At 58.8% G+C, this 12,805-nt stretch carries 10 protein-coding genes; 5 read left to right on the top strand and 5 right to left on the bottom strand.

The window, feature by feature from the left end; all coding sequences use genetic code 11:
• Positions 1-8: 8 nt before the first annotated feature.
• Genes ROR01S_RS09575 through ROR01S_RS09555 form a run of 5 tightly spaced genes read right to left on the bottom strand, consistent with a single transcriptional unit; the run spans position 9 to position 6,832 of the window.
• Entirely contained in the window at positions 9-587 is a 579-nt protein-coding gene (locus tag ROR01S_RS09575; protein WP_004861517.1) for a glycerol-3-phosphate responsive antiterminator, read from the bottom strand.
• The gene (locus tag ROR01S_RS09570; protein ID WP_064357097.1) at positions 584-2,146 is read right to left on the bottom strand and encodes an FAD-binding oxidoreductase; all 1,563 of its coding nucleotides are present in this window, start codon (positions 2,144-2,146) and stop codon (positions 584-586) included. Before ROR01S_RS09570 ends, ROR01S_RS09575 begins: the two co-directional genes overlap by 4 nt.
• A complete protein-coding gene (locus tag ROR01S_RS09565; protein ID WP_004861523.1) occupies positions 2,143-3,822 on the bottom strand; it encodes a glycerol-3-phosphate dehydrogenase/oxidase in 1,680 nt (559 codons plus the stop codon). Before ROR01S_RS09565 ends, ROR01S_RS09570 begins: the two co-directional genes overlap by 4 nt.
• 8 nt (positions 3,823-3,830) lie before the next feature.
• Positions 3,831-5,360 (bottom strand): FGGY family carbohydrate kinase, encoded by a 1,530-nt coding sequence (locus ROR01S_RS09560; RefSeq protein WP_064359379.1) that lies wholly within the window; start codon positions 5,358-5,360, stop codon positions 3,831-3,833.
• Positions 5,357-6,832, bottom strand: a complete 1,476-nt coding sequence (locus ROR01S_RS09555) for an MFS transporter (RefSeq protein WP_004861530.1) — start codon at positions 6,830-6,832, stop codon at positions 5,357-5,359. The genes ROR01S_RS09560 and ROR01S_RS09555 overlap by 4 nt, the downstream gene beginning before the upstream one ends.
• 330 nt (positions 6,833-7,162) lie before the next feature.
• On the opposite strand from ROR01S_RS09555, the gene ROR01S_RS09550 reads away from it, so the two are divergent.
• The 5 genes from ROR01S_RS09550 to ROR01S_RS09530 all read left to right on the top strand — a co-directional run bounded on the left by ROR01S_RS09550 (position 7,163) and on the right by ROR01S_RS09530 (position 12,785).
• A complete protein-coding gene (locus ROR01S_RS09550) occupies positions 7,163-8,575 on the top strand; it encodes an aminotransferase-like domain-containing protein (RefSeq protein WP_004861535.1) in 1,413 nt (470 codons plus the stop codon).
• A gap of 306 nt (positions 8,576-8,881) precedes the next feature.
• Positions 8,882-10,027, top strand: coding sequence for a putative ABC transporter substrate-binding protein YdcS (gene ydcS, locus ROR01S_RS09545; protein WP_004861538.1), 1,146 nt, complete (start codon positions 8,882-8,884; stop codon positions 10,025-10,027).
• A gap of 17 nt (positions 10,028-10,044) precedes the next feature.
• Positions 10,045-11,058 (top strand): ABC transporter ATP-binding protein, encoded by a 1,014-nt coding sequence (locus ROR01S_RS09540; RefSeq protein WP_004861541.1) that lies wholly within the window; start codon positions 10,045-10,047, stop codon positions 11,056-11,058.
• A 1-nt stretch (position 11,059) separates the two neighbouring features.
• Positions 11,060-11,989 (top strand): ABC transporter permease, encoded by a 930-nt coding sequence (locus tag ROR01S_RS09535; RefSeq protein ID WP_004861543.1) that lies wholly within the window; start codon positions 11,060-11,062, stop codon positions 11,987-11,989.
• Positions 11,979-12,785 carry an ABC transporter permease gene (locus tag ROR01S_RS09530; protein ID WP_004861545.1) on the top strand — a complete coding sequence of 269 codons (807 nt, stop codon included), beginning with the start codon at positions 11,979-11,981 and terminating at the stop codon, positions 12,783-12,785. Before ROR01S_RS09535 ends, ROR01S_RS09530 begins: the two co-directional genes overlap by 11 nt.
• The last annotated feature ends 20 nt before the right edge of the window (positions 12,786-12,805 follow it).

Raw genomic sequence — 12,805 nt, 5'->3', positions numbered from 1 at the left:
GCTCCGCGTTATTGCGATGAAAGGGGCAGATTCCACAGCGCACTGTCGCTGCTGGAGACTGCCGTCGCGCCGCTGGCAAGCGCCGCGCGGATTTGCGCTTCGTTACTGACAAATCCGGATGCGACAATTGGCGGCAGGCGCTGGCGATCGGCCTGCGGCAGCATGGCGAGCATCGGGGCCGGCATCAGCTGCACATAATCGGGCTCGCTCTGCTCCAGCGCATGCAGACTGCGCAGCCAGGTCGAACGGTCGGTGACAAAGATCTTTTGCATCGTCACCAGCCCGCTTTTTTTGGCCCGCTGCACGGTCTGCAGACGCGTGGAGAGCAGCCCCATGGCGCCGGTTTCGGCAATATAGTCGATCCCGCCTTTATCCTGCGACAGGCCGTTGCAGCTGTCGATATTGACGATCACATACTTGTCTGCCTTCGCCAGCAGGGTAATCACCGGCTGAAGTTTAATCAGATCGATATTGGCAATAATGCAGACCTGCGCCCGGCTGGTGAGCGCCACTTTTAACTGGTCGATGCCGTAGATCGCCATAATCATCGGGTGGCACGCCAGCTGCGTGCCGAGGTTTTTGATCATTGTTGACCTGCCGGGCGCGAAACGTATTCATCGCTCAACCCCAGTTTCCCCGGATTGAGAATACGGTGTGGATCGAGTGCGGCTTTGATCTCCGCCATCACCTTCAGGGTTTCACCTAAGGCGGCCTGCATATAAGGCGAACGCAATAAACCTACTCCATGATGATGGCTGAGAGACGCGTTGTGGCGAATCAGCACCGCGTTTGCCGCATCCCAGGCAGCGCGATACCAGGCCGCTCGCTCCTTAACGGCGACATCTCCGCGCAGCGAAAAGTAGAGACAGGCGCCATCGACGTAGGCGTGAGACTGATGGGCGGAGCCGGCGAGGGTACCCGGGACGGCGTTAATGGCGGCGACGACCTCCTCATAGATAGCGGCCAGATCGCGCCAGCGGCCAACCATCTCCAGGGTATCGGCCACCAGGCCTGGGCTGCGGGCAAAGCCTTCGGCGCTCTTCCCGGTGAGATAGCGGGTATCCAGCCAACGCTCAAATATCGGATCGCTCTCCAGCGGCTGTCCCTGGCATTGCTCACAGACGCGCGCCGAGATGGCCAACACCGCGTCCACCAGCTCCTTTTCACCCTCATCGGCAATCAACAGAACGTTGGTCTCCGGTAAGGAGAACTGCACGCCGCTTTCGAGATTATCGTACAGCCGCAGGGCGGCGGGGGTTGCGCCATGCTGGAGGATCTGTCGGCAGGCTTCGAGGCCGTCGGCAAAGCTGGCGAAACCCCAGGCGATGGCGCGACCATACTCCGGCAGGCGATGCAGTTTCAGGCGTACGCGCACAATGACGCCCAGCGTACCTTCAGAGCCGATAAACAGCTGCTGAATGTCCGGTCCGGTGGCGCTGCGCGGCGCACCGCCGACGGTAATTAAGCGCCCGTCAGCCAGCACCACATCCATGCCGTATACCATATCCTCAATTTTCCCGTAGCGGGTCGACAGTTGACCGGCGCCGCGACAGGCGACCCAGCCGCCCACCGTGCTGATGCCAAACGAAGAGGGCCAGTGGCCCATCGTCATGCCGTACTCCTGCTGAATGGTTTGCTCGAAGATATCGCCAAACATCCCGGCTTCTACCTCTACAATCTGGCTGTCCGGGTCAAAGCTCAGCAGCTGGTTGAGATCACAAACGTCGAGCACAATGCCGCCGCGTACCGGCAACGCGGCGCCGGTGACGTTGCTGCGTCCGGCGGAAACCGTTAGCGGCAGATGGTAGCGATGGGCGATGCTGACCACCTCCTGAACCTGTTCGACGCGGGAGACGCGGACGATAACCGCAATGGGGGTTGCCGGGTTGCCATCGGTCTCGGCGATCATCGAGCCGGCCCACCAGTCGCGGGTCCAGCTCACGACATCATGACGGGCGGTGAGCACCTCGTTGGCTACGCTGCGCAGCTGGTCTACCACGCTGTCACTCACGGTGACAGGGTCACGTTGCATACCGTCCCCGCAGCCCTCGGCCTGGCTTTGTGCGGCCCAACCCGGTGGCGTGTGGACGCCGACAAGATAATTACCGCGGTTATAACCACGTTTAATCGCTTCTTTACTGATCATTCTGCGCTCCCCATAAGGATGGATTTTTCATGTTTAACGGCGGCCCGGTAGGCGGCAATTTGCTGCGCAACGACTGCCGGGGCCAGGTTGAGTTCCTGCTGTAAGAGTTCGCCGACGCGGTCGGCGGCGGTCGCCGAGGCATCCCGCGCCATCAGCCGGGCGCGTAAACGACGTGACAAAATGTCGTCGACGCTGCCGGCCAGCTCATGACGAATGGCGTAAATCACTTCGGCTTCGGTGTAGGGCAGACCGGCAATAATCGGCGTCTCTAACGCCGGGTTGGCGTGGATGAGGTCGCTGACAAAATGGGCTTCGGCGCCATAACGCTCGCCGAGGTGGGCGGAGAGCCCGCCGGAAGCGAGAATTGCCTGCGGATCGTAGCCGGCGGCGCCAAGTAAAAAGGCGCTTTTGGTGGAACAGGCGCGTTTGCGCCCCAGCAGTTTCGCGGCCACATCGACGGTCTGTTCCGCCATATGCCGGGATGTGGTCAGTTTGCCGCCGACAATCGTAATCAGGCCATCCGGCGCGACATCAATTTCGTGATTGCGTTTCAGCTCTACGGTTTTTCCGCCGGGGCTGCCTATCAGCGGGCGGCAGCCGGCAATACTGCCGACCACATCCTGCGCGGTGAGCTGGGTTTTGAGCGCGGAATTGGCTCCATCCAGCAGAAAATCCAGCTCTTCCCGGGTGCAGCACACATCGTCCAGATCACCGTGATAATCTTCATCGGTGGTGCCCAGATAGGAGACATTGCCCCAGCGGGTAATCGTCGCGCGGCGTTTGCGCCCGGCGACGGGGATGGTGACCGTGCAGTCATTGCGAATTTTGAGCCACGGAATCGCGACATGGACGCCTTTTGCCGGGCGGATTTGTAGCGCCGACGGGGCGCCTTTTTTCTGCCCATTCCAGTCGCGCAGCCACACGCCGGTGGCCATGATCACCACCCGGGCTTTGACCGCGATCTCGCGATCGTCGGCCCGGACCCGCGCGCCGTTCACTTTGCCATGACCATCGCGAGTCGTGTCGATCGCCTGGGCATGGTTCACCACCGCCGCCCCGTGAAATGCGGCGGTACGTACCAGGGCCAGCGTCAGCCGGGCGTCATCGACTCTGGCGTCAAAGTACATAAAGCCGCCGGAAAGCTGCTCTTCATTCAGCGTCGGACAGTGGGAGAGCACCTCCGCCGGCGTGAGTTTCTGGTGCAGAATGCCTTCTCGCCAGCCGCCGGCCAGATCGTAAGTCCACAGCAGGCTCTCAAAGGCGGAGGCCATGCGTTTGTCGAAAATGCCGTTTTTATCCAGCACCGGAAACATAAACGGCAGGCGCTGTACCAGATGGCGGGCATTGCGGCGTAGACGCTGACGCTCAAGCAGCGAGTGGCGCACCAGCCCTAAATTCCCCTGTTCGATATAGCGCAGGCCGCCGTGGACCATTTTTGATGATTTGGACGAGGTGCCGGAGGCAAAGTCGTTCTTTTCCACCAGCGCCACGCGGTAGCCGCGCAGGCTGGCGTCCAGCGCGGTGTAGGCACCGGTGACGCCGCCGCCGACAATCAAAATATCAAAGGTATCGCTGGCCAGCCGGTCCAGCTGTTCTTCGCGCTGCAGGCGCAGCGGGGCAGTGTCGAACATTTCGCTGCGCGCTTTGTTGGCTTTACGGGACGGAAAAAACTTCATCAACGCCTTTACTCCTGATTGTGGGATGAGGTGGCGGCCGTGGCCAGCTCCTGGGTGATGCGGCTCTCCCAGAGGGTTCGCTGCTGCCGACGGCATTCACTATCGATGGATGGCATAAATCGACGGGCGACCTGCACGGTCTGACAGGCCTCGTGTAATGAGTCCCACAGCAGACCGCCGGATCCGGCGAGAAACGCGGCTCCTCGCAGGCTGGCGCGCGCCGTTTCGGCCATTCTGAGAACCGGAATGCCGCTCAGGTCGGCCTGGATTTGCATCAGGATGTCGCTGTTGGACATTCCGCCGCCCACCACCAGCTCACTGACGCTGAGGCCGGTGGCCTGTTCGTTGGCGCGAATGCAGGCGGCTACCGAATGGGCGATGCCTTCGAGAATCGCCCGGGCTATCTGCGCGCGGGTGGTGGAGATGGAAATCCCGTTTAGCGAGGCGCGGGCCTGCGGTTGCAGCACCGGAACGCGAAGCCCGGTTAGCGCCGGAATAAAGCTTACGCCGCCAGCGCTGGCGGTTTGCGCTGCCAGGTCGCTGATCTGCTCCGGCGTGTCGAACCAGCCCAGATTTTCACACACCCAGTTAAGGGCGGATCCGCTGGTGGGGACGAAGGTTTCGACGGAATAGTGGGCTTTACCGTGCTGGCGCCTGGCGGTCATCACCAGCGTGCTTTCACCGGCCTCGTGCAGTGTCGGGAGCCGGTCGCCAACCAGCAGATCGACAAAACTGCCGGTGCCGTGCATACACAAGGATTGACCGCGGGCGATGCAGCCCAGCCCGACGGCGCCGGCAAACTGATCGCCCATGCAGGCCAGTACCGGCACGGCGATGCCGAGCACCGATTTTCGCGAGGTGCCGAGCATCTCACCATCATCGACCAGGGTCGGTAACAGTCCGCTCGGGAAAGCCAGTTCCGCCAGCCACGGGGCGTAGTAACGGTGATCCCGCAGCTGATAGGCACCGGCCGAGGTGGCATTGGTCGGCGTGGACAGGCAGCGCCGCTCCTCGGTGAGATGCCAGAGCAGCCAGCTATCGATGGTCCCAAACATCAGGCGTCCGGCCCGGTGCGCCGCTGCGATCGCCGGGGTCTCGGCAATATGGCGCGCGGCCCACAGGTAAGGGGAGCGAATCCCCACCGGACGACCGGTGTGATTCAGCAGCGGTCGGTCCCATTCGCCGGCTTTATCCGCCAGTGTCCGGGCGTAGCGAGCATCCTGCCAGACCATCGCCGGCACCAGCGCCTGGCCGCTCTGGCGATCCCAAAGTACGGCGGTGGATCGCTGGGTGGCGATAGCCAGTGCCTGAATGTGCATGTTGCGGCTTTGCGCTTCGGCGATGGTCTTGCGACATACCGCCAGCGTCATAGTCAGAATCTCGTTGGCATCTTGTTCCACCACGCCGTGACGGGGGCTGATGACCCGAAGCGGGTGATATTCCAGACAGTGAACCTGTCCGTCCTGGCCGACGACCGCCGCGCGGGTGCCGGAGGTGCCTTCATCAATGGACAGAATAACGTTTTGTGGTGAATTCATTTTGTGCCTCGGCCGGTTTCCTGCGCGACAGGCTGCAGGGGGGAACGGGAGAGTGGGGTAAATTGCGGTGCGCCAGGTTCGTTATCCGGCTGGATCGCAGTGCGCGTCGGATCCCAGGAGATAACGAAGCAGACGATGCTGGCGAAAAGCGGGACGGCCGACATGATCAAAAAGGTCGACTGTAATCCGTACATTTCACGAAAGATGGGGAAGACAAACAAACCGATGGCGGCGCCAATCGCCCCCAACGCACCGACGATGCCGTTGGCGCCGGCGCGTAATTCGCTGCGAAAGGAGAGAGAAGAGAGACTCTTACCGTTGGCGCCTGGACCGCCGGAATGAAACAGGATAAACAGAGCCGGTACCATCAGCGACGCCCACAGCGGCATGCGGTCGCTGAACAAACCGAGAGTGAGCAGCACCAGAAAAGCGATGGCGAAGCCGATAGCGGAGGAGCGGCGCAGACCGAGACGACGACCGATCGACGGTGACAGAAAACCGCCGACAATGCCGAATATGTTAAAAAATAGTGAACCAAGCGTTGCGTAGACAAAGTTTTTACCGAACAGACTGGCGCTGATGACCGGGAGATACCAGCCCACGCCGAAATATTGAATCGACTGACAGATCTGCACTGTTGATGCCAGAATTGTCCGCGGTAAATAGACGCCGCGAAAAATAAGCACAACGTTTTTAATCCCTTTTTGCGCCTGGCCAATTATCGGTTTTTGTTCGCTGGCGGGGGCGAGAATAAAACGATCGCCATATATTTTTTGCATCGCTTTGACCGCGTCAGCCAGGCGCGATTTACGCGCTAACCACACCGGACTTTCAACCAGATAACGTATTTGCAGCAGTAAAATAATTATTCCACAGAGCGCCGTTGCGGCCACCGAATAGCGCCAGATAGTATCGCCGACCTGCCATGAATAAAATAACAACGCCAGCACCAGATTTAAGCAGACGGCGACATACCAGACCCCTTGCCAGGTGTTGAGCCGGCTTTTAAAGCGCGCCGGGGTAAACTCCGCGAGCAGCGCCATCGCCACCGCAAAATCCATGCCGTAGGCGATGCCCACAAAGAATCGGCCGGTAAGTATCAAATTGAAATCAGGAGAGAAAGTGACGAGAAGGGCGCCGAGCACGGCGCATATTTTTGCCGCAATCAGCGGCGTGACCCGCCCCCAGCGGTCGGCGATCCAGCCGCCGACTGGATTAAAAATAATGGCAATCCATGAAGAAAAAGAGGTCAGCATCGCCACGTCCGTAGCGCTTAGCTGTAAATCCCGGGTCATCGGATTGAGCCCGGCGCTTAATGCTGAATTAGAGAAGGCGTCTAAAAATAATCCACCGAGTGCCAGCCACCAGATAATGCCGGCTTTACCCGCAATATTCGGCTGCGCATCGATAAACTGAATAATATCGTCAATGCCGCGAATATTTTTTTTGCTTGTATTTTTATGAACAGACATAGCGGTCCCCTTTGCAATACTCGAAAGAAGGCCGCTACATACAGGAAAGGCAATGAGAGACCATCTTAATGAATGACAGATAGTCTCTAATCTAAAATCTGTAGGCTGAACTCTAGAGCGCTGAACGGCGGGTGTCAAAGTGCCGGGAAAGCTTTACGCGCAATTTGTGACATGTAACTCATTTGTTAATCATTAGATCTAAAAAAATCGTCCGCGCCGATAGCGTCGGCAGCGGAAGTCGGCGCGGGCTGAGCTATAACAGTTTTTATAAACGGCTATTTTTTCATGGCTGATATACTATAGGCGCAAACCTGAACCGCGAGACTCCTCATGAAAAAGTATCAGCAGCTTGCGCAGCAGTTGACCGAACAGATTGCGCTCGGCGTCTGGCAACCCGGCGATCGGTTGCCTTCGTTACGCGAACAGGTGGTCAGCAGCGGGATGAGTTTTATGACCGTCAGCCACGCCTACCAGCTGCTGGAAAGCCAGGGCCGGATTATTGCCCGCCCGCAGTCCGGCTACTACGTAGCGCCAAAACCGGTCAGACTACGCCAGCCGCCACCGCCTGCGCAGGTGACCCGTGATGAATCGGTCGATATCAACACCTACATTTTTGAGGTGCTGCAGGCCAGCCGCCGGGCTTCGATGCTGCCCTTTGCCTCGGCATTTCCCGACCCGCGGCTGTTTCCGCTCCAGCAGCTTAATCGCTCGTTGGCGCAGGTGAGCAAAACTGCGACCGCCATGAGCGTCATTGAGAATCTGCCGCCGGGCAATGATGAGCTGCGTCACGCGATTGCCCGGCGCTACGCGCTGCAGGGGATGAACATTTCGCCGGATGAAATCGTGATTACCGCCGGTGCCCTGGAGGCGCTGAATCTCAGCCTGCAGGCGGTGACGGAGCCTGGCGACTGGGTGGTGGTGGAAAACCCCTGTTTTTACGGCGCGCTGCAGGCGCTGGAAAGGCTGCGGCTGAAAGCGCTGTCGGTGGCGACGGATGTCAAAGAGGGGATTGATTTAGCCGCGCTGGAGCAGGCGTTGCAGAGTTACCCGGTCAAGGCCTGCTGGCTGATGACCAACGGGCAAAACCCGCTCGGCTTTACCCTGAGTGCGGCGAAAAAGGCGCAGCTGGTGGATCTGCTGGCCCGCTATAACGTGGTGCTGATTGAAGACGATGTCTACAGTGAACTCTATTTTGGCCGCGAAAAACCGCTCCCCGCCAAATTCTGGGACCGGCAGGAGATGACGCTGCACTGCAGTTCGTTCTCAAAATGCCTGGTGCCCGGTTTTCGGATCGGCTGGGTGGCCGCCGGTAAACATGCCCGACGTATTCAGCAGCTGCAATTAATGAGCACGCTCTCCACCAGTTCGCCGATGCAGATGGCGCTGGTCGATTACCTCTCTACCCGGCGCTATGACGCCCATCTCCGCCGCCTGCGCCGCCAGCTTGCCGAGCGCAAACAGCAGGCCTGGCAGGCGCTGCTGCGCCATCTGCCCGCCGAGGTGAAAATCCATCACAGCGACAGCGGCTATTTTTTGTGGCTTGAACTGCCGGAAGGGGCCGATGCCGGTGAGCTGAGCGCCAGGGCATTGCGCGATAATATCAGTATTGCCCCCGGGAAAATGTTCTCTACCACCGCCAGCTGGACCTCTTTTTTCCGCTTTAATACCGCGTGGGGCTGGGGAGAAAGAGAAGAGCAAGGAGTTAAACGACTCGGCGAACTTATTCGCGAGCAGCTGAGCTAAAGAACTGATTTTTTATATACCGCTAAACAGCCGCTGCTGAAATAACTAAATATTATTATCAAACCCGGCCGGCTAATATTTTACCGGCCGTGGTCATAGGAAATACGCATAGCCGTATCCTGCCCCTAACTCCTTGTCTATAATCCATATTGTTGCCAGGTCTTCATCGATTTTTGTGGAATGCGCCCCTTGTCACAACCTGAATAAATTTCTCCAGGGGGCGTAAGTGCGCCGTCTATGGTTAAAAAGGGAGATATTTTTACGGCACGGCTGCCGCTAATTTTATTGTGACAGGAGTAACACCCGATGAGCAAAAAAATTGCCCGTGGCAGCCTCTATGCGCTGGGGATGGCGATCCTGACTGCGCAGGCCGCTGAGCCGCCCGCTTCGCTGGATAAAGGAGAAGGCCGACTCGATATTATCGCCTGGCCGGGCTATATCGAGCGTGGCCAGACGGATAAAAATTATGACTGGGTCACCCAGTTTGAAAAAGAGAGCGGATGTCAGGTGAATGTGAAAACGGCCGCCACGTCCGATGAGATGGTCAGCCTGATGGCGAAAGGAGGGTACGATCTGGTCACCGCTTCGGGTGACGCCTCTCTGCGCTTAATTATGGGCAAGCGGGTGCAGCCCATTAATACGGCCCTGATTACCAACTGGTCTAGCCTCGACCCGCGCGTTGAAAAAGGCGCCTGGTTTAACGTCGGCGGTAAAGTTTACGGCACCCCGTACCAGTGGGGGCCAAACCTGCTGATGTACAACACGAAAATATTCCCGACGCCGCCAGACAGCTGGAACGTGGTCTTTGTGGAGCAAAAACTCTCCGATGGTAAAAGTAATCAAGGGCGCGTTCAGGCCTACGACGGACCTATCTATATTGCCGATGCGGCGTTGTTCGTGAAAGCAACCCAGCCGCAGCTGGGCATTACCGATCCCTACCAGCTGACCGAAGCACAGTACCAGGCGGTGCTGAAGGTGTTGCGCGCTCAGCATGGGTTAATCCACCGCTACTGGCATGACACCACCGTTCAGATGAGCGACTTCAAAAATGAAGGCGTGGTGGCCTCGAGCGCCTGGCCATACCAGGCCAACGGCTTAAAAGCCGACGGCCAGCCGGTGGCCACCGTCTTCCCGAAAGAGGGGGTGACCGGCTGGGCGGATACCACGATGTTACATAGCGACGCCAGACACCCGGTGTGCGCCTATAAATGGATGAACTGGTCGCTGACGCCGAAGGTACAGGGCGACGTGGCGGCGTGGTTTGGCTCGTTGCCGGTGGTTCCGCAAGGCTGTAAGGCGAGTGCGCTACTGGGTGACAAAGGTTGCGAAACCAATGGCTACAACGAGTTCTCTAAAATTGCATTCTGGAAAACGCCGGTGGCCGAAGGGGGTAAATACGTGCCTTACAGCCGCTGGACACAGGACTATATCGCGATTATGGGCGGCCGGTAATCGGCCGGAGGCGGAACATGACGTACGCGGTAGAGTTTCACAACGTTTCACGTTTCTATGGTGACGTTCGCGCGGTGGACGGCGTCAACATGGGGATCCGTGATGGCGAGTTTTTCTCCATGCTGGGGCCGTCCGGCTCCGGCAAAACCACCTGCCTGCGGCTGATCGCCGGATTTGAGCAGCTCTCCGGCGGGGCGATTTCCATTTACGGTCACAAGGCCAGTGAGCTGCCGCCGTGGCAGCGTGACGTGAATACCGTCTTTCAGGACTATGCGCTGTTTCCGCATATGTCGATCCTCGATAACGTTGCCTACGGGCTGATGGTCAAAGGTATCGGCAAAAAGGAGCGCCACTTTCGCGCGCAGGAGGCGCTGGAAAAGGTGGCCCTCGGGTTTGTGTACACGCGTAAACCGTCACAGCTCTCCGGCGGACAGCGGCAGCGGGTGGCGATTGCCCGTGCGCTGGTGAATGAACCGCGGGTGCTGCTGCTTGATGAGCCGCTCGGCGCGCTGGACTTAAAGCTGCGGGAGCAGATGCAGGTCGAACTGAAAAAACTCCAGCAGACGCTGGGGATCACCTTTATCTTCGTCACCCACGATCAGGGCGAAGCGCTGTCGATGTCCGATCGGGTGGCGGTCTTTAATAACGGGCGTATCGAGCAGGTTGATGCCCCGCACGACCTCTATCTGCGTCCTAAAACCGCGTTTGTCGCTGGTTTCGTCGGTACCGCGAACGTATTTGATAGCGATCTTGCCGCCCGCCTGTGCGGGATGCGCGGGGTCTGGTCACTGCGGCCGGAACATATTCGCCTGAACAGCGGCGGAGAAGTTCAGGTGCAGGGCGTGGTGCAGGCGGTTCAGTACCAGGGAGCGGCAACGCGTATCGAACTGAAGCTGGCGAATGGCGACAAGCTGCTGGTCAGCCTGGCGAACAGCGATGGCGGTATGGCATCCAGCGCGCCGCAGACCGGACAAACGGTGCTGGCTTCGTGGTCACGTTCGGCGATGGTGCCTTTGGAACAAGGGGGCTGAGATGACGATGGTCATTCCGCGCGCACCGTCCGGGCGTCTGTCCGCACTCTTCTGGCGCAGGCCATCGCTCGGCCTGTTCTTGCTCCTGCTGGGGCCGTTAATGTGGTTCGGCATTGTCTATCTGGGGTCGCTGCTGACTTTACTGTGGCAAAGCGTCTACACCTTTGATGATTTCACCATGTCGGTCACCACGGATCTGACGCTCGCCAACCTCAAAGCGCTGTTTAATCCGGCGAACTACGACATCATTGTCCGCACGCTGGTGATGGCGCTGTCGGTGACGATAGCCAGCGCGGTGCTGGCTTTGCCGATGTCGTGGTATATGGCTCGCTATACCCGCGGCAAAATGAAAGCATTCTTCTATATTGCCGTCATGCTGCCGATGTGGGCGAGCTATATCGTGAAGGCCTACGCCTGGACGTTACTGCTGGCGAAAGATGGCGTGGCGCAATGGTTTCTCGGGCATCTTGGGCTGGAGGGGGTGTTAAACCTGGTGCTGACGATTCCGGCGGTCGGCGGAAATACGCTGTCGACCTCAGGCCTCGGCCGTTTTCTGGTGTTTGTCTATATCTGGCTGCCGTTTATGATCCTGCCGGTACAGGCGGCGCTGGAACGCTTGCCGCCTTCGCTGCTACAGGCTTCCGCCGATCTTGGCGCCCGCCCGCGGCAGACCTTCCGCCACGTGGTGCTGCCGCTGGCGATCCCCGGCATTGCCGCCGGGTCGATTTTTACTTTCTCCCTGACGCTGGGGGACTTTATCGTTCCGCAGCTGGTGGGGCCGCCCGGCTTCTTTATTGGCAATATGGTCTATTCCCAGCAGGGGGCGATCGGCAACATGCCGATGGCGGCCGCATTTACCCTGGTACCGATTGTGCTGATTGCCCTTTATCTGGCGTTCGTGAAGCGCCTGGGAGCGTTCGATGCACTCTGAACGGGCACCGCTGTTCCTCAAAGTCGCCACCTGGGGCGGGGTGGTTTTCCTCCATTTTCCGCTGCTGATTATCGCGCTGTATGCTTTCAATACCGAAGATGCTGCCTTTAGCTTTCCGCCTCAAGGGCTGACGCTGCGCTGGTTCAGCGAGGCGGCAGGACGCAGCGATATTATCGAGGCAGTGACGTTGTCACTTAAAATCGCCGCAATGTCGACGGCGATTGCGCTGGTACTTGGCACGTTGGCTGCCGGCGCATTATGGCGCAGTACGTTTTTTGGCAAAAACGCGGTGTCGTTACTGCTGCTGTTGCCGATCGCGCTGCCGGGGATTATCACCGGACTTGCGCTGCTGACGGCCTTTAAGGAGGTCAATCTGGAACCTGGCCTGCTCACTATCGTCGTGGGGCATGCCACGTTTTGCGTGGTGGTGGTGTTTAACAATGTCATCGCCCGTTTTCGCCGGACATCGTGGAGTCTGGTGGAGGCATCAATGGATTTAGGCGCCACGGGCTGGCAGACCTTTCGCTATGTGGTGCTGCCGAATCTGGGATCGGCGCTGCTGGCGGGGGGAATGCTGGCGTTCGCCTTATCGTTTGATGAAATTATCGTCACCACGTTTACCGCCGGGCATGAGCGTACCTTACCGCTGTGGTTGTTGAATCAGCTGGGGCGCCCGCGCGATGTACCGGTAACTAACGTGGTCGCGCTGCTGGTGATGCTGGTGACGACGATACCCATTTTGGGGGCCTGGTGGCTTACCCGTGATAGCGACATGAGTGCTGAAAACAGTAAATAATTCATTTCTACAGGATAATG

Origin of the sequence: Klebsiella ornithinolytica NBRC 105727 = ATCC 31898, from assembly GCF_001598295.1 — a bacterium.
Classification (GTDB): Bacteria; Pseudomonadota; Gammaproteobacteria; order Enterobacterales; family Enterobacteriaceae; genus Klebsiella; species Klebsiella ornithinolytica.
This window is presented reverse-complemented; position numbering and strand designations above follow the sequence as displayed.

Coding starts and splice junctions, on each gene's coding strand:
- ROR01S_RS09575 (WP_004861517.1), bottom strand. CDS start 587: ATGATCAAAAACCTCGGCACGCAGCTGGCGTGCCACCCGATGATTATG.
- ROR01S_RS09570 (WP_064357097.1), bottom strand. CDS start 2,146: ATGATCAGTAAAGAAGCGATTAAACGTGGTTATAACCGCGGTAATTAT.
- ROR01S_RS09565 (WP_004861523.1), bottom strand. CDS start 3,822: ATGAAGTTTTTTCCGTCCCGTAAAGCCAACAAAGCGCGCAGCGAAATG.
- ROR01S_RS09560 (WP_064359379.1), bottom strand. CDS start 5,360: ATGAATTCACCACAAAACGTTATTCTGTCCATTGATGAAGGCACCTCC.
- ROR01S_RS09555 (WP_004861530.1), bottom strand. CDS start 6,832: ATGTCTGTTCATAAAAATACAAGCAAAAAAAATATTCGCGGCATTGAC.
- ROR01S_RS09550 (WP_004861535.1), top strand. CDS start 7,163: ATGAAAAAGTATCAGCAGCTTGCGCAGCAGTTGACCGAACAGATTGCG.
- ydcS (WP_004861538.1), top strand. CDS start 8,882: ATGAGCAAAAAAATTGCCCGTGGCAGCCTCTATGCGCTGGGGATGGCG.
- ROR01S_RS09540 (WP_004861541.1), top strand. CDS start 10,045: ATGACGTACGCGGTAGAGTTTCACAACGTTTCACGTTTCTATGGTGAC.
- ROR01S_RS09535 (WP_004861543.1), top strand. CDS start 11,060: ATGACGATGGTCATTCCGCGCGCACCGTCCGGGCGTCTGTCCGCACTC.
- ROR01S_RS09530 (WP_004861545.1), top strand. CDS start 11,979: ATGCACTCTGAACGGGCACCGCTGTTCCTCAAAGTCGCCACCTGGGGC.